We start from the raw sequence: 25,830 nt of genomic DNA, 5'->3' as shown, positions 1-25,830 counted from the left end.
AACGGATGCTGAGATTACTTGAAGAAAAAATTGCCACGCCACTGGGTCCACTGTGGGTGATTTGCGATGAGCAATTTCGCCTGCGGGCGGTTGAATGGGAAGAGTACAGCGAACGCATGGTGCAGCTGCTGGACATCCATTATCGCAAAGAAGGCTATGAGCGCATTTCTGCCACCAACCCAGGCGGTTTAAGCGACAAGCTTCGTGATTATTTTGCCGGTAATCTTAGCATTATTGATACGCTTCCCACTGCCACAGGGGGGACGCCATTTCAGCGCGAAGTCTGGAAAACTCTACGCACTATCCCCTGCGGGCAGGTAATGCATTACGGCCAACTGGCTGAACAATTGGGCCGCCCTGGCGCGGCGCGTGCCGTTGGTGCGGCAAACGGATCGAATCCCATCAGCATCGTCGTACCTTGCCATCGGGTTATTGGCCGAAACGGCACCATGACCGGATATGCAGGCGGAGTTCAGCGAAAAGAGTGGTTATTGCGCCACGAAGGTTATCTTTTGCTGTAAACATTAAACAATTTGTGCCAGCTTGTTCACACTTTTATGTAAAGTTACCCTTAACAACTTAAGGGTTTTCAAATAGATAGACATATATTTACATCTAATATCGGAATTCTCTGCTGTTAAGGTTTGCTTAGACTTACTTGCTCCCTAAAAAGATGTTAAAATTGACAAATATCAATTACGGCTTGAGCAGACCTATGATCCCGGAAAAGCGAATTATACGGCGCATTCAGTCTGGCGGTTGTGCTATCCATTGCCAGGATTGCAGCATCAGCCAGCTTTGCATCCCGTTCACACTCAACGAACATGAGCTTGATCAGCTTGATAATATCATTGAGCGGAAGAAGCCTATTCAGAAAGGCCAGACGCTGTTTAAGGCTGGTGATGAACTTAAATCGCTTTATGCCATCCGCTCCGGTACGATTAAAAGTTATACCATCACTGAGCAAGGCGACGAGCAAATCACTGGTTTCCATTTAGCAGGCGACCTGGTGGGATTTGACGCCATCGGCAGCGGCCATCACCCGAGCTTCGCTCAGGCGCTGGAAACCTCGATGGTATGTGAAATCCCGTTCGAAACGCTGGACGATTTGTCCGGTAAAATGCCGAATCTGCGTCAGCAGATGATGCGTCTGATGAGCGGTGAAATCAAAGGCGATCAGGACATGATCCTGCTGTTGTCGAAGAAAAATGCCGAGGAACGTCTGGCTGCATTCATCTACAACCTGTCCCGTCGTTTTGCCCAACGCGGCTTCTCCCCTCGTGAATTCCGCCTGACGATGACTCGTGGCGATATCGGTAACTATCTGGGCCTGACGGTAGAAACCATCAGCCGTCTGCTAGGTCGCTTCCAGAAAAGCGGTATGCTGGCAGTCAAAGGTAAATACATCACCATCGAAAATAACGATGCGCTGGCCCAGCTTGCTGGTCATACGCGTAATGTTGCCTGATTTTTCCGCATAACTCACTATCCTTCTGTCATATCATTAAATTTTTCTGATTTATTGATCTGGCAGAAGGTTCATCACTGTTTCATTCACCAGATATGGGTTAATCTTTTAATTACAAACTGCGTTGACAGTTGTTGTAAGGAGACCCTGTATGGCTATGTATCAGAACATGCTCGTTGTTATCGATCCTAACCAGGACGACCAACCAGCATTGCGGCGAGCTGTTTATTTACATCAACGGATTGGTGGCAAAATTAAAGCCTTTTTGCCGATCTATGACTTCTCATACGAAATGACCACCCTGCTCTCCCCGGACGAACGTACGGCTATGCGTCAGGGCGTCATCAGCCAGCGTACAGCCTGGATCCACGAGCAGGCAAAATATTATCTCAATGCTGGCGTTCCCATTGAAATTAAAGTGGTCTGGCATAACCGTCCTTTCGAAGCCATCATTCAGGAAGTGATCAGCGGCGAGCACGATTTGGTGCTAAAAATGGCGCACCAACATGACCGTCTGGAAGCGGTGATTTTTACGCCAACGGACTGGCATCTGTTACGCAAATGCCCAAGCCCGGTGTGGATGGTGAAAGACCAGCCGTGGCCGGAAGGAGGCAAGGCGCTGGTGGCGGTGAATCTCGCCAGTGAAGAGCCGTATCATAATGCGCTCAATGAAAAACTGGTCAAAGAGACGATCGAACTGGCAGAACAAGTCAACCATACCGAAGTTCATCTGGTTGGCGCTTATCCGGTAACGCCAATTAATATCGCGATTGAACTGCCGGAATTTGATCCGAGCGTTTATAACGATGCCATTCGTGGGCAACATTTGCTGGCAATGAAAGCTCTGCGGCAGAAATTCGGCATTAATGAAAACATGACGCACGTAGAAAAAGGTCTGCCAGAAGAGGTGATTCCTGATTTGGCGGAACACTTACAGGCGGGGATTGTGGTTCTGGGCACGGTAGGACGCACCGGTATTTCAGCAGCATTCCTCGGCAACACGGCGGAACAGGTGATTGATCATCTTCGCTGCGATCTGTTGGTCATTAAACCTGACCAGTATCAGACACCCGTTGAACTGGATGACGAAGAAGACGATTAACGACTCTTCAATAACTGACAAGGCCCGAGTTATCGGGCCTATTTTTTACTTACTGCTCTTCACCGCCAAGGAAATAAATTCCCAACGGGATTGCCAGCAACACAGTAAAGACCAGGCTATAAACAAAAATCATCGATGACTGAATCACATACATTGATGTCGTCCACTCAGACAGCGGAATATTGTACTGTTCTATAACGCCGCCGATAGTCGCGCGAGTCACAACCGACGCCGCAATAATGAAAACCGCCAACAAACCAAAGAGAAATTTCTTCCCTTTCGCTGACTTCAGTTTCGCCATAATCATGATGTAATCCTTGTGCAGACAAATTTCTTGTTACCTAAACGTAACAATACCATGACATTTCACCGTTGTCTGCTCTGAAAACCTCACCTCTTAGCTGGATTTACAATCAACGCATTGATTAGTTAGCTAATGTTGCTACTTCCTTCCCTGACTATTGATGATCTGAATGAATTGTCGCGGTAAAATAGCCCCGCCAGGGGTTTCCGGCATGACGACAATTATCTGGAGGAGCCTGATAAAACAATGATCGCTGAACTGTTTACAAATAATGCGCTTAATCTGGTCATTATTTTCGGTAGCTGCGCAGCATTGATTCTGATGAGCTTTTGGTTTCGCCGCGGAAATCGTAAAAGAAAAGGTTTTTTATTCCATGCGGTGCAATTTTTAATCTACACCATAATTATCAGTGCTGTTGGTAGCATTATTAATTATGTTATAGAAAACTATAAACTCAAATTTATCACCCCAGGCGTTATCGATTTTATCTGTACGTCCCTGATTGCGGTTATTCTGACGATTAAGCTATTTTTGCTGATTAATCAGTTTGAAAAACAGCAGATTAAAAAAGGTCGCGATATCACCAGTGCGCGGATTATGTCGCGCATTATCAAAATCACCATTATTGTGGTGCTTGTTCTGCTTTATGGCGAACATTTCGGCATGAGCCTTTCTGGCTTGCTGACCTTTGGTGGTATTGGTGGTCTGGCTGTCGGTATGGCCGGTAAAGATATTCTGAGTAATTTCTTTTCCGGGATCATGCTCTATTTCGACCGTCCTTTCAGTATTGGCGACTGGATCCGTTCACCGGACAGAAATATCGAAGGTACAGTAGCGGAAATTGGCTGGCGAATTACCAAAATTACGACCTTTGATAATCGTCCATTGTACGTACCGAACTCGCTGTTTTCGTCGATCAGCGTAGAAAACCCAGGACGAATGACCAACCGCCGCATTACCACGACCATTGGTTTACGTTATGAGGATGCGGCAAAAGTGGGCGTTATCGTCGAAGCCGTACGTGAGATGCTGAAAAATCACCCGGCCATCGACCAGCGACAAACCTTACTGGTTTATTTCAACCAGTTTGCTGACTCGTCATTGAATATTATGGTTTATTGCTTTACCAAAACCACGGTATGGGCTGAGTGGCTTGCTGCACAGCAAGACGTTTATTTGAAGATTATCGATATTGTACAGTCACACGGCGCGGACTTTGCCTTCCCCAGCCAGACGCTGTATATGGATAACATTACACCGCCGGAACAGGGTCGCTAAATCAGACATCACTGGCGTTATCCACAAGGGTAACGCCAGTTCCCATCACATCAATGCTTCACAATATACATAGTCCGACTGTACGCCACATCCTCAGGGTTATTAATGGGATAACCTTTCAGCCACGGTTTGATTAATCGTCCATTGGTATATTGATAAATTGGTGCAATCGGTGCTTGCTCCATGAGGATTTTTTCTGCCGCGTTGTAATCGGCATTACGCGCTTTAACGGTATTTTCCGTCGATGCCTGGGCCAGAACTTTGTCGTATGCCGGATTGTTAAAGCGTGAAATATTTCCTGAATGCGTTGACGTTAATAATGTCAGGAACGTGGAGGGTTCATTATAATCCCCCACCCATGAGGCGCGAATAACATCAAAATTGCCGGTGTTACGGCTATCGATATAGGTTTTCCATTCCTGATTTTGCAATTTAACATCTACGCCAAGGTTCTTTTTCCACATCGATGCTACAGCAATCGCAATTTTTTGATGGTTTTCTGAAGTGTTATACAAAAGCGTCAGCTTCAGCGGTTTTTGCGGACCATAACCAGCTGCGCTCAACAAAGTTTTTGCCTGCGCATTCAGTTCTTCCTGACTCATTTGTTCAAACGGCGAAGGTTCCGGCGTAAATCCGGCGGTAACATCTGGTGTAAAATGCCACGCTGGCTTTTCGCCCGTCCCTAATACTTTTTCGGTCATCAGGCGGCGATCTATCGTCATACTTAATGCCAGACGAACGCGCTGATCTGCCGTCGGCCCTTTTTGCGTGTTAAACGCATAATAATAGGTCCCGAGCTGCGGCGGCGTATAAACCTGCCCCGGAATATCCTTCAACAGCTTCTGATACATATTTTTCGGGAAGGATTCGGTGATATCAATATCCCCCGCGAGGTAACGCTTAGTGGCTGCGGATTCCTGATTAATTGGCAGGAAGGTCACTTTTTGCAGTACCGTTTTGGCGTTATCCCAATAATGGGTATTCGGTACCACGACCAGTTTTTCATTGACTACGCGCTCTTTAAGAACATAAGCGCCATTGCCGATCAGATTTCCGGGTTTCGTCCACTCTTTACCGCTTTCTACGTTGGCTTTTTGCACCGGGAAGAAGGCAAAGTTAGCGGTTAAATTCACAAACCACGGCAACGGTTTATCAAGCTGAATTTTCAAAGTATGGGCATCAACTGCGGTGACGCCAAGCTGGTCAGGTGTAGCTTTACCATCAATAATCGCCTGTGCGTTGTTGATTCCCGCCAGCGCGGCAAACCATGCAAATGGCGATAGCGTTTTCGGGTCCACCAGACGCTGCCAGCTGTAGACAAAATCTTGCGCCGTTACCGGTGTGCCATCCGCCCATTTTGCGTTATCGCGCAGGGTAAAAGTCCAGATACGGTTGTCATTACTTTTCCACTGAGTCGCAACGCCGGGGACAATCTCCCCTTTCTCGTTCTGATTCACCAGTCCTTCAAACAGATCGCGAATGACCTGAATCTCTGGCAGGCCCACGGCTTTAGCGGGATCCAGCGACGCAGGCTCATCTTTAATGTGGCGCACCAGCTCCTGCTTCTCTGCCAGTACTGTGCCGCTCGGAACTTCTGCAGCATACGAAAGAGAAATGCTGCTGACCAACAGCGCACAACACGTGACTGAAACAGAGTGCTTCATAAGTTTCCCTCTAACCGACATTAAAATTGATGCGTAATTATTTGTTTCGCCTTAAAGAAATGCAAACAACTTCCATCAAAAAAGTGACACAGGAAGCATAAAATGTTTTATGTATCAATATATTAAATCAGATTTAGTGTAAATAATCGACGCCAAAATGCGGTAAAGCACATAGAACACCGAACACTACGTTCAGGCTTCGCACGTTCAAACCAGTTTTCGGTATCATAATCAGCATCTGTCGCCATTGTACGAAGAATAAAAAATAACCAAAACGTTGAAAGGAACTGAGAATACGTTAAGAGAGAAATTAAATTAATGTATCAGCAAGTAGTGCTAAACAGCACCTTTATACTTCAGCCTATCTATAAATAATGAGAATGCCGAGCCAGCATGTCGACGGTGTGGATAGTACAGGTGATAACCGGGTAAATCTGGTGTGAATTTATCCAAAACACGTATCAGTTTTTTTTCTTTAATAGCCCGCTCAACCTGATCATAAGGTAGATACGCCAATCCATGCCCATCAATTGCAGCATCAATGATCAGGTCTATCGTATTCAGTAAAAGCTGACCTTCCATGCGAACACGAACTTCACGTCCACCGCGTATTAATCTCCAGCGATTTGCTGTACCCGATGTGGGAAGATACAAATTAATTGCCTGATGATCTATTAATTGTGACACTGACGTTGGAACACTTCGGCGAGAAAAATAATCCGGTGAGCCAACAATAGCCATTGGTATATCTGGCCCGATTCGAATGGCGATCATATCTTTATCCATCTCCCCACCCAGACGGACGCCTGCATCAAAACGTTCAGAAACGACATCGGTCAAACCATAATCAATGGTGAGCTGAATATCAATTTCAGGATGCGATTTCAGGAATGTGCGCATTGCTGGTAACAATATCGTTTTTGCTGCATGTTCTACAGTAGTAATACGTATTGTCCCGGATGGGCGGTTCTGCAGCTCGCTCAGGGATGCCAGGGCTGAATCTATGTCATGCAACATAGGGCCAAGAACAGACAAAAGATGCTCGCCCGCTTCAGTTGGAACAACGCTGCGCGTGGTTCGCGTCAGAAGCCGCAATCCCAATCGTTCTTCTATACGACGCACTATCTGGCTTAAAGCTGACTGCGCCATGCTCAGGCGGGCTGCTGCACGAGTGAAGCTACGCTCCTCTGCAACGACGACAAACGCCATCAGATCAGCGATTTCTTCACGCTTCATTCAGTATCTCCATGCAATCTATTAATCATTTAAATGATAGGTCTAATCATGATTTTGGGTCTAATCAACTTAATGATCAATATCTATAGTGATATCACCAACCGTTAAAACGAACCGACAACTCCATGAGGAACGGAATGATGAATAATAAAGTCAGCTTCACTAACAGCAATAATCCAACCATCTCTTTGTCTGCAGTGATCTATTTCCCTCCAAAATTTGATGAAACCCGTCAGTATCAGGCAATTGTGGTATCTCACCCAGGTGGGGGCGTTAAAGAACAAACGGCCGGAACCTATGCCAAAAAACTGGCGGAAAAGGGATTTGTCACTATTGCTTATGACGCATCTTATCAAGGTGAAAGTGGCGGCGAGCCGCGTCAGTTAGAAAACCCATACATTCGTACTGAAGACATCAGTGCCGTGATTGATTACCTGACAACGCTTTCTTATGTCGACAATACCCGAATTGGTGCGATGGGAATTTGTGCCGGTGCAGGATATACAGCCAATGCTGCAATTCAGGATCGCCGCATCAAGGCCATCGGTACCGTTAGTGCGGTCAATATTGGTTCGATGTTCCGTAATGGTTGGGAAAACAATGTGAAATCTATTGATGCCCTGCCATACGTTGAAGCGGGTTCAAACGCCAGAACCAGCGATATTAGCAGCGGAGAATACGCCATTATGCCACTGGCACCAATGAAGGAGTCCGATGCGCCGAACGAAGAACTGCGTCAGGCCTGGGAGTATTACCACACCCCTCGCGCGCAGTATCCAACAGCACCGGGTTACGCTACTTTGCGCAGCCTTAACCAGATTATTACCTATGATGCTTACCATATGGCGGAAGTGTACCTGACTCAGCCGATGCAGATTGTGGCGGGCAGCCAGGCAGGGAGCAAATGGATGAGTGACGACCTGTACGATCGGGCATCAAGCCAGGATAAACGCTATCACATTGTTGAAGGCGCAAACCATATGGATCTTTATGACGGCAAAGCCTATGTGGCTGAAGCAATTTCAGTATTAGCTCCGTTCTTTGAGGAAACTCTGTAATGAAACATATTCAAATCCGCAATAGTGATATGGCCTGGCATATTGCTGCCAATAATCTGGGATAATTTTCATGAAAAATGTACTGATTCTTGGTGCTGGCGGTCAGATAGCCCGCCATGTGATTAATCAACTGGCAGATAAGCAAACCATTAAACAAACTTTATTTGCCCGTCAGCCAGCAAAAATCCACAAACCCTATCCAACTAATAAAATGCAAACAACTTCCGGCAAAAAAGTGATACAAGATCGATGACATAGCGTTGAAGAAAAGGATTTGATAATCCGCAAAATTTGCACAACACTGCCTGTAATACTTCCTGAACCAGAGACGATCATGACCGTAAACCGCCCACGCGCCGAACGCGGCGCATTTCCGCCCGGAACAGAACATTACGGACGTTCATTATTGGGCGCGCCGTTAATCTGGTTTCCGGCCACTGCAGCCAGTCGCGAAAGTGGTTTGATTCTGGCTGGCACTCACGGTGATGAAAACTCTTCGGTCGTCACGCTCTCCTGTGCTCTGCGGACTTTGACACCTTCTTTGCGCCGCCATCATGTGGTGCTGTGTGTGAATCCTGACGGCTGCCAGCTGGGGTTACGGGCCAATGCTAATGGTGTGGATTTAAACAGAAACTTTCCGGCGGCGAACTGGAAGGAAGGTGAAACGGTTTATCGCTGGAACAGCGCCGCTGAAGAACGTGATGTCGTATTACTGACAGGTGACAAACCTGGCTCAGAACCTGAAACCCAGGCGCTGTGCCAGCTTATACACCGCATTCAACCTGCCTGGGTGGTCTCATTCCACGATCCACTGGCCTGTATTGAAGATCCCAGACACAGCGAATTAGGCGAATGGCTGGCCCAGGCGTTTGAATTGCCTCTGGTAACCAGCGTCGGTTATGAAACGCCTGGCTCTTTCGGCAGTTGGTGTGCAGATCTCAACTTGCATTGCATCACCGCAGAGTTTCCGCCCATCTCCTCCGACGAAGCCAGCGAAAAATATCTCTTTGCGATGGCAAACTTGCTGCGCTGGCATCCTAAAGATGCAATTCGCCCGTCGTGAACTGAAGCGCCGGTTCCACATCTACCGCCAGCCAGGTCGGTCCGTCAAGATCGGCGAAACTGACCTGCGGCACCAGCGGTAAAGCGGCGCTAATGGCACGAGAGGTACACAACATGCAGCCCAGCATCAGACTGAAACCTTGTGCACGCGCTTCAGTCGCCAGCGCCAGCGCTTCCGTCAGACCACCGGTTTTATCAAGCTTAATGTTAACCATCTCATAGCGCCCTTTCAGCGCCTTCAGATTGCTACGTGTATGACAACTTTCATCTGCACAAATCGGTAACGGATGAATAAAATTCTCCAGCGCCGCATCGTCCTGCGCAGGAAGCGGTTGTTCAAGCATCGCAACGCCTAAATCCGCCAATAGCTGGCAACGCGCCGCCAACCCTTCTGCACGCCAGGATTCATTTGCGTCAACGATCAGCGTCGCATCGGGCACAGCTGTGCGAATTGCCACCATCCGCTCACTGATAAGATGGTTATCCAGCTTCACTTTCAGTAATTTCGCGCCTGCCTGCCAGAGTGTTGATGCACTATTGGCCATCTGATCAGGCGTACCGATGACAACCGTCTGTGCAGTGATAACTGTCCCAGGAAGCGTTATGCCGATCAAATCAGCCAGCGATTGCTGCTGTTTTCGCGCCGCCAGATCCCACAATGCACAATCCAGCGCATTACGTGCTGCGCCGGCAGGGAGAATTTTTTGCAACTCCTCCCGTGTCAGCCCTTTCTCTAATTGCGGTACGACGCTCATAATTTGCGCCATTACCGAGGCATCACTTTCCCCATAACGCGGATACGGCGTGCATTCGCCGGTGCCTTTAATACCCTCTTCTTCCAGTTCAACCACCACCACGCGCGCTTCACTGCGACTTCCCCGGGCAATCACAAACGGGGTATGTAAGGGCCAGGCTTCCTCAAATACCTTAACGGTTCTCATCTTTACTCCTTGTTGTCGCGGTGGTCTGCGGATTAAGCGCAAATAGCGTTTGCTGTGTTATTGACAGTTAGCATAAACTAGGTGTGACGTTAACTATATGTAAACAGGAAAGATAATCATGTCACAAACCGTTCATTTCCAGGGCAACCCGGTTACAGTCGCCAATTCCATCCCGCAGGCGGGTAGCAAAGCGCAGACTTTTACTCTCGTGGCAAAAGATCTGTCTGACGTCACCCTCGGTCAGTTTGCGGGTAAACGCAAAGTGCTGAACATTTTCCCGAGTATTGATACCGGAGTTTGCGCCGCATCAGTACGTAAGTTTAACCAACTGGCAACCGAGATCGACAACACCGTTGTGCTGTGTATTTCTGCCGATCTGCCGTTCGCCCAGTCTCGTTTCTGCGGCGCAGAAGGTCTGAACAACGTTATCACCCTCTCCACTTTCCGTAACGCTGAATTCCTGCAAGCCTACGGTGTGGCAATTGCTGATGGCCCACTGAAAGGTCTGGCAGCACGTGCCGTTGTGGTTATTGACGAAAATGACAATGTGATTTTCAGCCAGCTGGTGGATGAAATCACCACCGAGCCGGATTACGAAGCAGCTCTGGCTGTACTGAAAGCATAATTTAATATGCCTGATGGTGTTGCACCATCAGGCATATTCGCGCTTACTCTTCGTTCTTCTTCTGACTCAGACCATATTCCCGCAACTTATTGGCAATCGCGGTATGTGAAACGCCGAGACGTTTTGCCAGTTTGCGCGTGCTGGGATAATTGCGATAAAGCTGGGTTAATACCGAGCGTTCAAAACGGCTGGTGATTTCGTCCAGCGAACCTTCCATCGCATCTTCGCCCACGGCTACCGTTGCGGCGTCATAATCTGGCAACAAAATATCCTGTGGACGCAGCTCATAACCGTCCAGTTGTGTCAGTGCGCGATAGATAGCGTTCTTTAACTGCCGCACATTTCCCGGCCACGCATAACGCGTAAGTACAGTATTCAGGTCAGCGGCCAGTTTCGGACGCGGCACGCCCTGCTCGTCGGCAAAGCGGGCGACGAACAGCTCAGTTAACGGCATGATGTCCTGCGGACAGTCACGTAGCGGCGGCAGATTGAGCGTCAACACGTTCAGACGATAATAGAGATCTTCACGGAACATGCCTTTTTGCACCAGTTCGACCAGATTCTTCTGCGTAGCGCAAATCACCCGCACATCGACATGCACCTCATGGTCTTCGCCAACCCGACGGAAAGTGCCATCATTAAGGAAACGCAGTAATTTCGCCTGCATCCGTGGTGACATTTCCCCTATTTCATCCAACAGCACCGAACCACCGTTCGCCTGCTCAAAGAATCCTTTCTTCCCTTCCGGAGCATGACCAAACAGTTCACTCTCGACCGCATCTTCCGGTATAGACGCACAGTTCAGCGCCAGGTAAGGTTTGCCCGCTCTGGGGCTTGCCTGATGGCAGGCGTAGGCAAAGAGATCTTTACCTGTACCTGTGTCACCCGTAATCAGCAGCGGCGCGCTTAGCATCGCCAGTTTCTGCGCCTGTTCGACAACATGCTTCATTTTCGGGCTGACGGCGACAATTTGACTGAAGGCGCTGACGTCCTGGGCGGCGACATTTTGCAACTGGCGGCCCATACGAATCGTTGATCGCAACATCACCACCGCACCGGTCAGGACGTGTTGATCATTTTCATCCTGAAGATAAACAGGCGTAATCTCCATCAGGAAATTCTGCCCATTAATAACGACATGCTCGTTATGGGAATCTTGCGGTTCGCTTTCCAGCCAACGTAAAAAATTAAAGCCGTTAATCAATTGTGCGGCGGTATGGTTGCGCAGGCGATCCAATTTTTGCGCAAAAAGCTGACAGCTCGCCGGGTTCGCCATATCCACTTTGCTTTTCATATCGACAGAGAGCACAGGTTCGGGCAACGCCTCCAGTAACGCGCTCAACGCCAGATGCTCACGTTCGGAAGGCATCCACGGGACAGTACGCACATCGGTAACACCTGCAATACGGCGTATTTCGGCCATCAGACTGCTGAAACTCTCAAACTCCAGTTCAGCAAAATTGAGGTAGATTCGCCCAATGGGATCAATCTCAATACCGCGTAAATCAATGCCTCTTAGCACGAGTAGATCGAGTAATTCGCGGGTCAGACCGAGTCGGTCTTCACAAAAGACTTCCAGACGCATGGGAACCTTCACCTGAAAAAAGAACAATTAATATGATGATATGACACTATTTGGATAGCAGGAAGGTTTCTGTCAACAATCATTGACACAAAGACGGAAAAACGGGCACTTCGGCGTAAAGATATCCGGTCAGCACCCGATATTGCATTATTTTTCGCTGGGCGTTTTGCCTTTTTGCAGCGTTTCTTTCACCTGACCGATAAGCTGACGACGGAAATCCCCGAGGCGAGGTTTGTCATCGTCAATCCACGGCAGCGGGCGGCAAAGCTCCATAGCTTTAATCCCGAGTCGTGCCGTCAGAAGTCCAGCACCAATTCCCTGAGCTGCGCGGGTAGACAAACGAGCAGCGAGATCTTGCGACATCCAGTCCATCCCCACTTCGCGCACCAGTTCGCTGGCTCCGGCAAAAGCGATATTCAGCAATACCAGCTTAAACAGACGCAAACGGCTGTAATACCCTAGTTCAATGCCATACAGCGTGGCGATGCGATTAATTAAACGCAGATTGCGCCAGGCGATAAACGCCATATCGACCAACGCCAGCGGGCTGACCGCAATCATCAACGTTGATTCCGCCGCCGAACGGCTGATTTCGCGCCGCGCCTGGGCATCTAAAACTGGCTGGACCAAATGCGCATACAAACTGACCACTTCACGGTCGTTTTGCGTTTCATGGATTGAGGCATACCAGCGTTGCAGCGCTGGATGAGACTGATCAATACCCGCCTGCTGCGCCAGTTTTTCGCAAAATGCGCGGCCTTTGCCCGTGCCGTGGCTGTGCAACAAATCGCGCGCTTCGTCGCGTTCATGGGCGCGCTGTCGCAAGCGCCATAAGCGCCGCCACTCTGTTACCACAGAACCTACGCCAGCGCCGATAATCAATGCCCCAGCGGCACATCCACCCAGCGCCACCCAGTCCTGAGTTTGCCAGGCATTCATTGTCCACTGTACACCCTGCCCGACAACGCTTGCGCCAAACAGAGCCAGCCCGCCCATCACCATTTTGCGCCACAGGCTGCGTTTCGGACGTAACGCTGCATCCATTACCGCTTCAACTTGCCCCTCTTCTTCAGGCGCTTCATCGAGCGTGGCCGGGGCAAAATTTTGCGCCTGATTTTCGTCAAAGGTCTGCTGCGCCCTGAATTTTGGATTCTGATCGACCTCCAGCGGACCGTCGAAATCAATACGTGGTTTTAACGGTTCGGTCATCGCAATTTATCTCCTATTAAAAATTCAAGCGCGGCATCAAGACGAATATGCGGCAGCGGTTTGTCGACATCCATCACCTGCGGGCGAAACGCTTCAAACTGGAACCCTTGCTTGTCCCAGAACGCCTGACCGGGCAAACGCGCAGGAACTTCACCGGGATAAACGGTGAGTGGCGCACCATCGCTGAGCCGGTTACCGCGCAATGCCGGAATTTTCTCGCCGTTGACGTCAATAATGCCGCTGGTGGTCGCCTGCACCGAGGCCAGCCCCAGGCAATCCATACTAATCCCTTCAAACGCCGCATTTTGCCAGGCATCCTGAATCAGTTGTTGCAGTAATGAAACCATATTGGCGTGCTGATCGATGGTCACATGGTCCGCTTTAGTGGCAGCAAACAATAGCTTATCGATAACCGGCGAAAACAAACGCCGGAACAAGGTACGCTGCCCGTAGTGGAAACTTTGCATCAGCTGCGTCAGTGCCAGACGCATATCATTAAATGCCTGTGGCCCACTGTTGAGAGGTTGCAGGCAATCAACCAGCACAATCTGGCGGTCAAAGCGCAGAAAATGATTCTTATAGAACCCCTTCACCACCTTCTCGCAGTAATAATTAAACCGCTCGCGCAGCATTCCGGCATTGGTGTGCTTATCGGCCTGCGCCAGTTTGGACTCGCCCCAGGCATCGACATCCGGCCACGGGAAGAATTGCAGCGCGGGCGCACCTGCCATATCTCCCGGCAAGACAAAGCGCCCAGGCTGAATAAAGTGCAGCCCCTGCTGTTTACAGTGGTGGAGATAATCGGTCCACGCGGCGGCAATGTCTGCCAGCCGGTTTTCGTCGGCAGGCGCTAGCGGGTCCAGCCCTTCGCACATCATTCGCCATTTGACCGACCATTCGCCGCGCTGACCATTGAGTAAGCCCGTCATCTGGCGTGACCAGCTTAAATAGTCCTGCGCCAGCATCGGCAGGTCGAGCAACCATTCGCCGGGATAATCCACAATCTCCAGATACAGCGTGGAGGTGTCCTTGAAGTGGCGTAGCAGCGAATCGTTCGATTTAAAACGTAGCGCCAGGCGGATTTCACTGACGCCGCGCGTTGGCGTCGGCCAGGCGGGAGGATCGCCATATAACTGCGCCAGTCCTTCATCATATGTGAAGCGCGGAATGCCAAAGTCACGCTGAGGAATGCGTTTTACGCCCAGCAGGCGCTCTTCACGCACCGCGCTTAACAGCGGCAAGCGTGCTCCGGCGTGAATATTGAGCAACTGATTGACCATCGCAGTGATAAACGCTGTTTTGCCGCTGCGGCTTAGTCCGGTTACGGCGAGGCGCAGATGTCTGTCGACACCCCGATTCACCAGCGCATTAAGTTCATTTTTAAGTCGCTTCATTGCTGTCCTGTGCTGCTCTGAAGACCAGAAAAAAATCATTCGTAAGGATATGAATGTGGGGGCCAGGCCATTGATTATCAACTGCCCGTGTTGTCATCGACGGGCGAACTCCATAAGATGTGCAGCATTCACGTTCGGACGGAGTTCCTGACCTATGTCCCCTACTATTTATGATATTGCCAGGGTTGCAGGCGTATCAAAATCCACCGTATCACGCGTGCTGAATAAGCAAACTAATATCTCCCCGGAAGCGCGCGAAAAAGTGTTACGGGCCATTGAAGAATTACAGTATCAGCCAAACAAGCTGGCCCGCGCGCTGACCTCTTCGGGTTTTGATGCCATTATGGTGATTTCTACCCGTTCGACCAAAACTACGGCGGGTAATCCGTTTTTCTCTGAAGTTTTGCATGCCATCACCGCCAAAGCTGAAGAGGAAGGTTTCGACGTGATCTTGCAGACGTCGCACAATCCGGCAGAAGACTTACAAAAATGTGAAAGCAAAATTAAGCAGAAAATGATTAAAGGCATTATTATGCTAAGTTCGCCAGCGGATGAGTCATTTTTTGCCCAACTTGATAAATACGATATTCCTGTCGTGGTGATTGGCAAAGTTGAAGGTCAATATGCCCATGTTTATTCTGTCGATACCGATAATTTTGGCGACAGCATTGCGTTGACCGATGCATTAATTGAAAGTGGGCATCAAAATATTGCCTGCCTGCATGCTCCGCTTGATGTCCATGTTTCAGTGGATCGGGTAAATGGTTATAAGCAGAGCCTGGCTGCGCATAATATTGCAGTGCGTGATGAATGGATTGTTGACGGCGGTTATACCCATGAAACAGCACTGCAAGCCGCGCGGGAATTATTAAGCCAGTCACCGTTGCCTGAGGCAGTGTTTGCCACTGACAGCCTGAAATTAATGAGCATTTATCGTGCGGCGGCAGAGAAAAATATTGCTATTCCGCAGCAGTTAGCGGTGGTGGGTTATAGTAATGAAACGCTGTCGTTTATTTTAACGCCTGCGCCAGGCGGTATTGATATCCCAACACAGGAGTTAGGTCAACAAAGCTGTGAGTTATTATTCCGCTTAATTTCTGGAAAACCGTCACCACAGAATATTACCGTTGCCACGCATATGACGCTGAAATAAATACCAGCTACCTTGCCTGAATGCCGGATGCGATGCTAGCGCATCTTATCCGGCCTACATTTATAGTTCGGATAAAGTACTCGTGCCGCATCCGGCAATTTAGCCCATTATCAGAACGAGTAATTTACGCCGACACCTGCATAATGGAATTTATCGCTGTCGCCTTCGTCGTGATCCTGCCACTCAAACGCGTATTCCAGCGAAACGGAAAGCCCGTTCTGGAAATCATAACCGTAAAATAAACCTACACGGTTAAAATCATGGCCTTCACGTTCAATATCATCCTGCCAGTCCCAGTTACTCCAGCGATCCAGCCCAATGCGCGTATACGGCGTCACCGAGTGGTTGCCGAGCGTCAGCGGCAAATAGGCGCGAATTTCTTGCGTAGAAAACTCACCGTTATTGCGGCTGTCGTCCATATTAAAGCCGCGCTCGAGATAATAGTTCACTCGCAAGGCAACCGTTTCGTTGAAGGTATATTGCAGGCCTGTTTCCGTTTCGACTCGGGTATCAGCGTAACCGGTCGTGTTCAGATCGTTGGCAAATTTATACATCGATAACCAACCGTTGAAACGTAAATCGTCCGTCAGTTTCACATCCCAGTCTGGCGCGATTTTCCAGCGCTGCATATTCGCCGTGTCTTTACCCGGTTCATCAACGTAGTGATAACCATAATTACGGAAACCACCGGTCAGGCCGAAACTGAAATCATCGTTTTCGAGGAACTGATAATGCACCTCCAGCTCCGGGCGATCAAACCACGTTCCACGTTTACCCGCGCTATAATCTACCGGCCCTTCCTGATAATAGGCCAGAGCAATTCTCCACGGCCCGTTGGCGGCATTAAAATAGACTGAAGGCTCCGCCAGCCCATCCATATCTTCGCCATAACCCTCGACGTTTTCTATTTCGTACATCGCGCCGATATTAAAGTGCCAGTCGTTCTTTTCCTCGGCCTGTGCGCAGGCCATTCCCGCACACATCACCAGTGCGGTACAGGGTAATAACTTTTTCATTATTGTTCCTTGTATTATCCTGGGGGAATGCCTTCCCCCTGTATTTAGCGAAGTGCTATTTCCGTTTCTGCATCAAAGAAATGACATTTCGTCATATCAAAATGAATAGTGATATTTTCTCCTGCATGATAATCATTTAACGCACCAGCACGGACCACTAACTCGTGCCCCCCAACCGTGGTGTAGAGCATAAATTCCGCACCGGTTAATTCTGCCACGCTAATTTTGGCGGAAATGTTATTTTCCTCTTGCGCGTCCGGATGAATATCTTCCGGACGTATTCCCATCACGATGGGCTTATGCAAACTTCCCTGTGTTTTCAGAACCGCTAATTTCTCTTCGGGAATGGTTAATTTAAGCGTTTCCGTAACGAATTTATCGCCATCGATCGTGCCACGAATAAAATTCATCGCCGGTGATCCAATAAATCCGGCAACAAACATATTCGCTGGTTGGTTATAAACCGTTTTCGGCGCACCAACTTGCTGAACAATCCCATCCTTCATAATCACAATCCGCGTCGCCATGGTCATCGCTTCGGTCTGATCGTGGGTCACGTAGATCATGGTGGTATTCAGCTTCTGGTGCAGCTTGCTGATCTCTGCGCGCATTTGCACGCGCAGCTTGGCATCAAGGTTAGAGAGCGGTTCATCCATTAAAAACACGCCCGCTTCGCGCACAATCGCCCGCCCGAGCGCCACACGCTGGCGTTGCCCGCCGGAAAGCGCGCCCGGCTTGCGTTTCAGGTACTCACGCAGGCCGAGAATTTGCGCCGCCCAGTTCACCCGCTCATCAATCACCTCTTTGGCGATTTTTTGCATCTTCAGGCCAAACGCCATGTTGTCGTAAACCGTCATATGCGGATACAACGCGTAGTTCTGGAACACCATCGCTATATTGCGTGCTTTGGCTGGAACGTCATTCATTCGTTTGCCGTCGATCAACAGATCGCCGCCGCTGATCTCCTCAAGCCCGGCAATCATGCGCAGGGTGGTCGACTTACCGCAGCCCGACGGGCCGACAAACACGATGAACTCTTTATCGGCAATTTCCAGGTTGAAGTCCTTCACCACATGCACCTGGTTATCGTAGATTTTTTGAATATGTTGTAACGAAAGCTGAGCCATGTTGATTCCTTTGCTATACGTTTTGCCAGAAGGCCGATAACCGCGGCCAGGTGAGTGATTCCGTTGAAGGCAACAGTAATTGCGCCCCGGTTAAGCCCGCGCCGATCCCCACCGAGCGCATACCGCTGGCGTTAATGGCGTCAATGCCCGCCTGCGCATCTTCAATGCCGATACATGCCTGCGGCGGCACGCCCAGCCCTGCACAGGCGGCGAGAAAGATTTCCGGGTCCGGTTTCGAGTTTTTAAGTTGGGAAGCATCCGCGTAGAAGGTGAAAAACTCGCGCAGCTCCAGCGCCGCTAAAATCGTCGGCGCATTCAGGGAGACAGAAGCCAGCCCAACCGGGATCTGCTGTGCACGGAGAGCTGCCAGCAAAGAGCGAATGCCGGGTAGAACAGCGTTGACCGTCAACTCGCGCAGTGAGTGGACATAGAGCAGATTTTTGCGATACGCCAGTTGCGCCCTCTCCTGCGAGTTAAAGTCGCCCTCTTTGCCCCCGTGTTGCAGAATGCGCCGCAGAGACTCATCGCGGCTGATCCCTTTTAGGGATTCGTTAAACTGCGCATCAATGCTGATGCCAATTTCAGCGGCAATCTGCTGCCACGCCTGGAAATGCAGATGCGCGGTATCGGTGATTACACCATCCAGATCGAAAATTACCCCTTGCAGTTTCATTCATCCTCCTGATGTGTGGTAGCGGTCCCATTGAAGGGCAAAATAAAATCACCCAAACAGAAAACAGATTCTTCAGCCACGGATATAAGCTGACCGTTCAAACGCAGTGAAACGGGCGCAGAAGTTCGAATCGCAATACGCTGCGCGTCGAGCGTGACCTGTAATTCGCAGCCCTGCCAGAACAGAGGGAAAGACAACTGTTGCCACTGCTCAGGTAACGCCGGATTGAGATGCAATTCACCGTCACGCACGCTCACCCCGGCAAAACCCTGAATCGCCCCCAGCCAGATAGCGCCAGTTGCGGCAGCATGGATACCATCATCACAACTATGCGGATCAGCACCAAGATCGATTTCAGTCCCCTCCCGCCAGAAGTGATATCCCTGCGCCAACAGGCCACAACGTGCGGCAACAATGCCGTGGATTGCTTTACTTAATGACGAGTCGTGAATGGTACGCGGTTCATAAAATTGCAGATTGGCGAGACACGATGCCGCTGAGAACTGCTCCGGCAGCATGTAATTGAGCATCACCACATCTGCCTGCTTGAGGATCTGCATTTCGTTCACTTCTGCGCGTGAATAATCCAGCAAAATGGTTTGCTTCCCCGCCGCCGCTTTGTATTTCGCCAGATTAATCGCTGGTTTCGCCATAAACGAATCATCCTGCGGCAAAACGCCGTCGGGCTGAGTTTCTGGTAGCCACAGTTCTTTGAGGAACATTTCGGCGCGATGAATAAACGCGTCGTCGCTACAGCCAAACTGGCGGGCAATACTCAGCGCCTGCTGGACGTTGTAATACGCCATATAGCTGGTGAAGGCGTTATTATTGACATGTTCGGTATATTCGTCAGGCCCAATAACATCATGAATTTCCAGACGGTCGTTAACCCTCACCGCGCGGCTAATCCAGAACTTTGCAGTTTCCAGAAGTAGCGCCATGCCTTCATGCGCAATGAAACTTTCATCCCCCGTGGTCTGCCAGTATTGAATAACCGCCCAGGCGATATCGGCCACCAGATGATGTTCCGCCTGCGCCGAGGCCACTTTTTGCCGCAGCCCGGTGCGAATGTTAATGGCGGCAAATTCCGGCGTCTCTTCTTCGCCGCTGCGCGCGCTTTCCCACGGAAATAGCGCGCCCTGCCAGCCGTTGCGTCGCGCTTTCTCCTGCGCGCCTGGCAAGTTGTGCCAGCGATAACGCAGTAAACTTCGGGCAACCGTCGGATCGCTAAACAGATGAAACGGTAACAAAAATACTTCTGTATCCCAGAAAACGTGGCCTTTGTAGCCTTCGCCGGTTAAGCCTTTTGCCGCAATGCTGCTGCGCTCGTCGTGGGCAGGCGTCATGATGCGCAGATGATAAAGCGCATAATCTAACGCTTGCTGATCGTGCGCTTCGCCGCCATTTACCGTGATACGACGTTTCTGCCACCATTGACGCCAGTTTTCTGTTGATACTGCAAGAAGTTGGTCGTAACTCTGCTGCGCGCACATTTCAAGCTGGCGAAGCGACGCGCTGCCCCACTCGTCTAAAACGGCTTGCCTGTCATCCCGCCAGTCGATCCACACCAGTTTTTGCAACGTCACTGTCTCGCCTGCATGAAGCTGCGCACTGGTATGTTGCTGCAAACGGCGCTCTTTGGCGGTATAGCATTGCTGCACATCACCGCTCACCATACAGCAACAGCTGATGGCCACATCACTGCGTCCATCCTGGGTGGTGTAGATCCCCTGCATCAGATGCTGACCAAACACCCGCACCTGGGTTTCGTCGAGATGTTGGCGACCGTGGTTGGTTTGCGTGGCGTCGATACCTGTTGAAATCAGCACTGACGCGTCGGCGTCCAGTGGCGTAATAGTGATTTCCAGCACAATGAGCGGCAGTTGGTCTGCCGAAACAAAGCGACGGCTGGCGATGGTGTAACCTGTGCCGTTGCTGGTACGCCAGACAACGCTACGGCGTAATTCTCCACTGGCAAAGTCAAGTTCACGCTGCCAGGCTTCGCGGGATAACGAGAAAACCTCACCATTTATGGCAATCTCCATCCCCAAGATATCAGGCAGGTTCACCAGTTCGTTGATTTCACCTTTTCCCGCCCGATGATACAGCCCCGCCAGATACATCCCTCGCGTCTGGCGCGTGTAATCTTCTTCATGGCTGGCGCGAAGCCCAAGATAGCCGTTCCCCTGCGCCATCAGCGATGCATACTTGTTCAGGGTATGCTGGCTGAAATGGGGTTCTGATAACGTTACTGGCCTGGTCATAATTCCACACGCGTCCCTGTTTCTGCGGATTGATACAACGCCGCCACCAGTTGCTGGATGATGTACCCCTGCTCGGCGTCGGCTATCATCACGGGCTTGCCCTGTACGTGATTGATAAAGGCTTCCATGCTGCGCAAATGGCGGTTGTCGTCTGCCAGTTCCCGTTGCATCAGCGTCATTAATTCACCGTTGTTATCGGTGTAGATATGTGCTGGAAACAGCGTCGCACCGGCTTTATCACCACAAAAGCTGACGTTCATAATCGACTGTTCGCGGATGTTGAGTGCAAATGACGTTTCCAGCCACAGAATGCCGCCGTTATGAAATTCAATGGTGCCAAACAGCGAATCTTCGACGCTATAAGTTGCCGGATCCCACTCGCCAAATTGACCACAGCTCTTTTGCGTGCCGATCTTTTGAAAGCTATGCGCATTCACGCTTTTCACCGCCGGAAAGCCCAGCACATACATCGCAGCATCCAGCATATGAATGCCGATGTCGATCAGCGGGCCACCACCCTGCAGTTCTTTATTGGTAAAGACGCCCCAGCCAGGAACGCCGCAGCGACGCAGGGCGCGGGCGGTGGTAACGTAAATCTCTCCCAAAACGCCGTTGGTCACCTGGTCACGCAGCTGTTGCGTATCGAGCGCAAAACGATGGTGAAAGTCGTAGGCCAGCACCTTGCCCAGTTTGCGCGCGGTATCGCACATTTCCCGCGCCTGTTCTGGCGTCATGGCGGGCGGTTTTTCGCACATCACATGGCAGCCCGCTTCCAGTGCCATCAGGGTATGTTCGTAATGAAAACGGTTAGGTGAGCAGACGCTAACCACATCAGGTTTCACCGCCAGCAGCATGGCCTGCGGATCGTCCCACACGGATGCATTCCCGTATTTTTCTGCCAGCGCCTGCGCCTGGGAAAGGCGGCTGTCACAGACAGCCACCAGTTCCAGATCGTTGCGGGTGCAGTAGTACGAAGCATGAACCTTATCCGCCACCTGGCCTGCGCCTATTATCGCGACCCGCAGCGGAGAGCTTGTCATTGCACTTTTCACAAAGACCTCTTAGCAGGTACGCAACCAGGCCAACGAATCACGGTACGCCTGGGCAGGATCTTCCGCCCGGATACGCCCTTCGTACACTACATAGCCCTGATAGTTATCCGCGCGCAGCTGTTCAAACAGCGCGTGGAAATCCAGGGTGCCGCTGCCCGGCTGGTAGCGATGGTTATCCGCAATATGCACATGACCGAGCAGGTCGCGGTTGTCATGCAGCGCCTGCGCCAGGTTATCTTCTTCGATATTCATGTGATAGAAATCGCCGATAATCTGTACATGTTTAAGATCGTTTTCGACGATGTAACGGCGGGCATCGGCGAGGGTGTTGATCATATGATCCTGATAGCGGTTTAACGGTTCGAGATACACCACGGTTCCGGTACGCGCGGCGACCTGTTCCAGTACGCGCAGGGAATCACTCACCATTTTGCGGTCGCCGTCCAGGCTACGCGGCGAGGTCATCGGCGGTAAGCGGAAGGTAAACATGCCCCACGCTGCCGGAACGACGATACCTTTACCCCCCACTTCTGCCAGCGCTTCGAGAATGCGTTCGATCTGCTTTAAGCCATTAAGACGACGCTCTTCGATAAAGTCGCCAATCCAACCGTCATAGCCACCGCAGGCGGTGGTCACCGGTAAACCGGTTTCTTTGATTGCTGCTTTGACTTCTTCGAGATTGTTGACCAGCAGTTTGCCGTCAATCTCAAAACCATCGAAGCCCATCTCTTTGATATAACGAAATTTCTCCAGAATGTTTTCCGGAAAGAATGCCTGATTCTGTGTGCCTATTTTCATTTTTTCATTCCTTTGAATTAAAACGTAACGCCCATTTTGATGCTCTGTTCCGGATGCTGATCGACATACTGCATGTAGCTTTCCGGGCTATTGGCAAAGGTCACTACCGGGTCGATTAAATCTTCGCAATTGAGATAACCGTTCATCAGCAGTTCCCAGCAGGTTTCTTCAATACGCTTACGGCTCCAGCGCGGATAATCCGGGTTCGGTTCGCTGCACGCGCGGGAGAAAACAATTTTGGCGTTATTGAAATGCGCTTCGCGTCCGAGGTTAAAACCTTCAGCAAATGGTTTGGCAAACGCGACATAAGAGATGGTGCCGCCATAAGCAAGGCCACGCAGCGCCGATTGCAGCGCGTCGGCGTAACCGCTGGTTTCGATAATCACATCGGCACCCTGCTTGCCGGTCAGCGTTTTGATCTCTTTTCCTACGTCAGTGCCAATGGGGTTAAGGCAGAAATCAGCACCGTGGCGACGGGCAATATCACAGCGATAGGCGATAGGATCGACGCCAATCACCACCGACGCGCCAGCGCGTTTCGCCAGTTGGATGGCTATTTGACCAATCGCGCCAAGCCCTACCACCACCACAAAATCACCCACGCGCACGTTGGCATCGCGCACGCCGCTCATGGCAAACTGCGCCGGGTCGTAACAAACGGCGTTTTTCCACGAGCTGCCTTGCGGCATTTTGCGCAGCTTGTAGTTATTCACCGCGTTAATGATGACCGTCTCGGAGAGCGGGCCGTAGCCGCATACGCTGTCGCCCACCGCGTAGTCGGTAACGTCGCTGCCGCACTCGATAATGTCGCCAACCACCATGTTGCCAAGCTGGAATTTGCCAAACTCAATGCCGCGCGGCGCATCTGCCGGACGCGGAGTGAACATCTGCCATTCGCCGTTAAAGTCTTCATCGATAAACGGGCTGGCGGCGCGGAAGTCGACCACTTCCGTTCCGTGTTTCGGTGCGCCGAAACGCACGCGGATTTTCACTTCATTGGCTAAAATCGCCCGATCTTCATACTCAACCAGCGCAGCAACACGCGGTGCTGTGGCTACTAACTTTTTCATTTAAAACTCCTTGTAAAGAAACTGGCCGCTTTAGCCCTTCACGCCACCGGCGGTCAAACCACTCTTAATAAAACGTTCCGAAAGCGCATACATAATCACCACCGGCAATGCGGTCACCAGTGAGGCCGCCATCATCCGTCCCCAGATGTAATCTGGCGTACTGAACAGCGCGTTCAGGCCCACCGGTAAGGTGAAATTGCTGGCGCTGGAGAGGAAGATCGACGCAAACAGATAGTCGTTCCACGCCACCATAAAGCAGTAGACGAACACGGATATCAGCCCGGACATCGCCAACGGCACGGTGATGCGGAAGATAATTTGCAGACGGTTGAGGCCATCCATCATCGCCGCTTCTTCGATCTCATCGGGGATGGTGTCGAAGTAGCTTTTCAGCATAAACACGGCGGTGGGCAGAGTTTGCGTCACCATGGTGATGATCAGCGCCATCTCAGTGTCGTAAATGCCCAGCGCGGTGATGATTTTGAACAGCGGCACCACCAGCAAAATGCCAGAGAACATATACACCGTGTAAAAGCTGGCGTTGATGGTCATCCGACCTTTAAAGCGCAGGCGGGAAAGCGCGTAAGCCCCAAGAATGCCGAGGAATACCGCCACCACGGATGAAACCACAGACACCACCAGACTGTTACGGAAGTAGTCGACAAACGGGAAAATCATCGGGTTAAAAATGTCGACGTAATGCTTCAGCGTCCACTGCTGCGGCAGCAGCGTAGGATGCAGTGAGATCGCCTCTTTCGCGCCCTTGAACGAGGTCATCAGCATCACAAAAAATGGAAACAGCGTGATGATGAGAAACAGCGCCAGCCCGCAGTAAAAACCGATGCGACTGAGTGTGCGTTTATTTGTTGCCATTGAGGTTCACCCGTTTCCTGGTCAGCAGAATGACAGCGAAAATAATGATGAAGAGCACCACCGAGATCGCCGCCGCTTTTCCTAAATCATTAAAGGCAAAGGCGGTTTTGTAGAGATATACACCGAGAATATCGACCTTGGTCGTCAGCAAATAAACATCCGCGAACATGTAGAACATCCAGATGGTGCGCAGGGTCACCACCGTCGCCAGGACCGGCATAATCGCGGGCAGCGTGACGATACGAAACCGTTGCCAGGCATTAGCGCCATCCATCTCTGCCGCTTCGTACAGCGATTTGTCGATGGTCTGCAAAATCGCCAGAAACGAGATAAAGGCATACGGGAAGTAGCGCCAGATGGCGAACAGCACCACCAGCACAAAGCTACTGCCCGGATTATCGAACCACAGCGGTGCCTGCTCATAGAGATGCAGAAGATCGACGCCGAGGTAGTTCACAATGCCGTAGCCGTTGTTGAACATGTATTTCCAGGCAAACACCAGCGAAATGGACGGCGTTACGTAGGAGAGGATCACCAGCGAACGCGCGGTTTTGCGCAGGCGGAACTCGCGGTTGAAAAACATCGCCACTGCCAGCCCGAGCACGGTGCTGCCCGCCACCACCAGCGCGGTATACCAGACCGTCATCCACAGCGAGTGCCAGAAGCCGGGATCGGAGAGGATACGCACATAGTTACTCACCCCAACAAAGGTTGACTCGATGTTGGGATTGAGCGGCAGACGTAAAAAACTGATTTCGATATTCGACACCATTGGCCAGGCCACCAGACCACCCAGCAGTAATAAGCTGGGCGCGAGAAGCAGCAGCGCAAAGGGCATATCGGAACGACCTGAAAAAAGCCTGTTCATTGCGGATTCC

The 25,830-nt window shown here is 50.7% G+C and carries 24 protein-coding genes and 2 pseudogenes; 9 read left to right on the top strand and 17 right to left on the bottom strand.

The window, feature by feature from the left end; translation table 11 throughout:
* Window positions 1–5: 5 nt before the first annotated feature.
* From ogt to uspE, 3 genes are all read left to right on the top strand, one after another.
* Window positions 6–521, top strand: coding sequence for a methylated-DNA--[protein]-cysteine S-methyltransferase (gene ogt / locus FTE26_RS09765; protein ID WP_000945005.1), 516 nt, complete (start codon window positions 6–8; stop codon window positions 519–521).
* A 194-nt stretch (window positions 522–715) separates the two neighbouring features.
* Window positions 716–1,468, top strand: coding sequence for a fumarate/nitrate reduction transcriptional regulator Fnr (gene fnr / locus FTE26_RS09760; protein ID WP_000611911.1), 753 nt, complete (start codon window positions 716–718; stop codon window positions 1,466–1,468).
* A gap of 151 nt (window positions 1,469–1,619) precedes the next feature.
* Window positions 1,620–2,570 (top strand): universal stress protein UspE, encoded by a 951-nt coding sequence (gene uspE / locus FTE26_RS09755; protein WP_001262114.1) that lies wholly within the window; start codon window positions 1,620–1,622, stop codon window positions 2,568–2,570.
* Between the two features lie 49 nt (window positions 2,571–2,619).
* Here the strand turns inward: uspE and FTE26_RS09750 are convergent, their stop codons facing one another.
* A complete protein-coding gene (locus FTE26_RS09750; protein ID WP_000605090.1) occupies window positions 2,620–2,877 on the bottom strand; it encodes a DUF2534 family protein in 258 nt (85 codons plus the stop codon).
* 243 nt (window positions 2,878–3,120) lie between these two features.
* Between FTE26_RS09750 and ynaI the strand changes: the two genes are divergently transcribed.
* Window positions 3,121–4,152, top strand: a complete 1,032-nt coding sequence (ynaI, locus tag FTE26_RS09745; RefSeq protein ID WP_000559900.1) for a low conductance mechanosensitive channel YnaI — start codon at window positions 3,121–3,123, stop codon at window positions 4,150–4,152.
* A 50-nt stretch (window positions 4,153–4,202) separates the two neighbouring features.
* On the opposite strand, the gene mppA is transcribed toward ynaI, so the two are convergent.
* The 3 genes and pseudogenes from mppA to pgrR all read right to left on the bottom strand — a co-directional run bounded on the left by mppA (window position 4,203) and on the right by pgrR (window position 7,052).
* Entirely contained in the window at window positions 4,203–5,816 is a 1,614-nt protein-coding gene (gene mppA / locus FTE26_RS09740) for a murein tripeptide ABC transporter substrate-binding protein MppA (RefSeq protein ID WP_000683020.1), read from the bottom strand.
* A 146-nt stretch (window positions 5,817–5,962) separates the two neighbouring features.
* A pseudogene (locus tag FTE26_RS20280) lies at window positions 5,963–6,055 on the bottom strand (epoxyqueuosine reductase QueH); the annotation flags it as partial.
* 97 nt (window positions 6,056–6,152) lie between these two features.
* Window positions 6,153–7,052 (bottom strand): DNA-binding transcriptional regulator PgrR, encoded by a 900-nt coding sequence (gene pgrR, locus FTE26_RS09735; protein ID WP_000817693.1) that lies wholly within the window; start codon window positions 7,050–7,052, stop codon window positions 6,153–6,155.
* 137 nt (window positions 7,053–7,189) lie between these two features.
* Between pgrR and FTE26_RS09730 the strand changes: the two genes are divergently transcribed.
* The 3 genes and pseudogenes from FTE26_RS09730 (at window position 7,190) to mpaA (ending at window position 9,173) form a co-directional block, all read left to right on the top strand.
* Entirely contained in the window at window positions 7,190–8,110 is a 921-nt protein-coding gene (locus FTE26_RS09730) for an alpha/beta hydrolase (RefSeq protein ID WP_001296755.1), read from the top strand.
* 70 nt (window positions 8,111–8,180) lie between these two features.
* Window positions 8,181–8,318: pseudogene (locus tag FTE26_RS09725) on the top strand (NAD-dependent dehydratase); the annotation flags it as partial.
* A gap of 126 nt (window positions 8,319–8,444) precedes the next feature.
* Window positions 8,445–9,173 (top strand): murein tripeptide amidase MpaA, encoded by a 729-nt coding sequence (mpaA, locus tag FTE26_RS09720; RefSeq protein WP_000217817.1) that lies wholly within the window; start codon window positions 8,445–8,447, stop codon window positions 9,171–9,173.
* Here the strand turns inward: mpaA and ycjG are convergent.
* Window positions 9,148–10,113, bottom strand: coding sequence for an L-Ala-D/L-Glu epimerase (gene ycjG, locus FTE26_RS09715; RefSeq protein ID WP_001296738.1), 966 nt, complete (start codon window positions 10,111–10,113; stop codon window positions 9,148–9,150). The two genes, mpaA and ycjG, sit on opposite strands and share 26 nt — an antisense overlap.
* 118 nt (window positions 10,114–10,231) lie before the next feature.
* Between ycjG and tpx the strand changes: the two genes are divergently transcribed.
* A complete protein-coding gene (gene tpx / locus FTE26_RS09710) occupies window positions 10,232–10,738 on the top strand; it encodes a thiol peroxidase (protein WP_000084387.1) in 507 nt (168 codons plus the stop codon).
* 43 nt (window positions 10,739–10,781) lie between these two features.
* Here tpx and tyrR read toward each other — a convergent pair whose 3' ends face one another.
* The 3 genes from tyrR to FTE26_RS09695 all read right to left on the bottom strand — a co-directional run bounded on the left by tyrR (window position 10,782) and on the right by FTE26_RS09695 (window position 14,926).
* Window positions 10,782–12,323 (bottom strand): transcriptional regulator TyrR, encoded by a 1,542-nt coding sequence (tyrR, locus tag FTE26_RS09705; protein ID WP_001296763.1) that lies wholly within the window; start codon window positions 12,321–12,323, stop codon window positions 10,782–10,784.
* A gap of 147 nt (window positions 12,324–12,470) precedes the next feature.
* A complete protein-coding gene (locus FTE26_RS09700; protein WP_000138717.1) occupies window positions 12,471–13,532 on the bottom strand; it encodes a YcjF family protein in 1,062 nt (353 codons plus the stop codon).
* Window positions 13,529–14,926 (bottom strand): YcjX family protein, encoded by a 1,398-nt coding sequence (locus FTE26_RS09695; protein ID WP_000825784.1) that lies wholly within the window; start codon window positions 14,924–14,926, stop codon window positions 13,529–13,531. The genes FTE26_RS09700 and FTE26_RS09695 overlap by 4 nt, the downstream gene beginning before the upstream one ends.
* A gap of 154 nt (window positions 14,927–15,080) precedes the next feature.
* On the opposite strand from FTE26_RS09695, the gene FTE26_RS09690 reads away from it, so the two are divergent.
* Entirely contained in the window at window positions 15,081–16,079 is a 999-nt protein-coding gene (locus FTE26_RS09690) for a LacI family DNA-binding transcriptional regulator (protein ID WP_000075377.1), read from the top strand.
* A 110-nt stretch (window positions 16,080–16,189) separates the two neighbouring features.
* On the opposite strand, the gene ompG is transcribed toward FTE26_RS09690, so the two are convergent.
* Genes ompG through FTE26_RS09645 form a run of 9 tightly spaced genes read right to left on the bottom strand, consistent with a single transcriptional unit; the run spans window position 16,190 to window position 25,820 of the window.
* Window positions 16,190–17,095 carry a monomeric porin OmpG gene (ompG, locus tag FTE26_RS09685; RefSeq protein WP_000735236.1) on the bottom strand — a complete coding sequence of 302 codons (906 nt, stop codon included), beginning with the start codon at window positions 17,093–17,095 and terminating at the stop codon, window positions 16,190–16,192.
* A 44-nt stretch (window positions 17,096–17,139) separates the two neighbouring features.
* The gene (locus tag FTE26_RS09680) at window positions 17,140–18,222 is read right to left on the bottom strand and encodes an ABC transporter ATP-binding protein (RefSeq protein ID WP_000057978.1); all 1,083 of its coding nucleotides are present in this window, start codon (window positions 18,220–18,222) and stop codon (window positions 17,140–17,142) included.
* Window positions 18,223–18,235: 13 nt separating this feature from the next.
* The gene (gene pgmB / locus FTE26_RS09675) at window positions 18,236–18,895 is read right to left on the bottom strand and encodes a beta-phosphoglucomutase (RefSeq protein WP_000775787.1); all 660 of its coding nucleotides are present in this window, start codon (window positions 18,893–18,895) and stop codon (window positions 18,236–18,238) included.
* Complete coding sequence (ycjT, locus tag FTE26_RS09670; RefSeq protein ID WP_000198014.1) at window positions 18,892–21,159, bottom strand: kojibiose phosphorylase; 2,268 nt, start codon at window positions 21,157–21,159, stop codon at window positions 18,892–18,894. The genes pgmB and ycjT overlap by 4 nt, the downstream gene beginning before the upstream one ends.
* On the bottom strand, window positions 21,156–22,211 hold the full coding sequence (locus FTE26_RS09665; protein WP_001349887.1) for a Gfo/Idh/MocA family protein: 1,056 nt from the start codon (window positions 22,209–22,211) through the stop codon (window positions 21,156–21,158). Before FTE26_RS09665 ends, ycjT begins: the two co-directional genes overlap by 4 nt.
* 9 nt (window positions 22,212–22,220) lie before the next feature.
* Window positions 22,221–23,009 carry a sugar phosphate isomerase/epimerase family protein gene (locus FTE26_RS09660; protein ID WP_000690242.1) on the bottom strand — a complete coding sequence of 263 codons (789 nt, stop codon included), beginning with the start codon at window positions 23,007–23,009 and terminating at the stop codon, window positions 22,221–22,223.
* 17 nt (window positions 23,010–23,026) lie between these two features.
* Window positions 23,027–24,079 (bottom strand): zinc-dependent alcohol dehydrogenase, encoded by a 1,053-nt coding sequence (locus tag FTE26_RS09655; RefSeq protein ID WP_000737352.1) that lies wholly within the window; start codon window positions 24,077–24,079, stop codon window positions 23,027–23,029.
* A gap of 30 nt (window positions 24,080–24,109) precedes the next feature.
* A complete protein-coding gene (locus FTE26_RS09650) occupies window positions 24,110–24,952 on the bottom strand; it encodes a carbohydrate ABC transporter permease (protein WP_000224662.1) in 843 nt (280 codons plus the stop codon).
* Complete coding sequence (locus FTE26_RS09645) at window positions 24,939–25,820, bottom strand: carbohydrate ABC transporter permease (RefSeq protein ID WP_001080790.1); 882 nt, start codon at window positions 25,818–25,820, stop codon at window positions 24,939–24,941. The genes FTE26_RS09650 and FTE26_RS09645 overlap by 14 nt, the downstream gene beginning before the upstream one ends.
* Window positions 25,821–25,830: the final 10 nt, after the last annotated feature.

Origin of the sequence: Escherichia sp. S10b, from assembly GCF_028421345.1 — a bacterium.
GTDB lineage: Bacteria > Pseudomonadota > Gammaproteobacteria > Enterobacterales > Enterobacteriaceae > ECMA0423.
The sequence above is the reverse complement of the archived record's forward strand: the minus strand, read 5'-3'. Positions and strand labels throughout refer to the sequence as shown.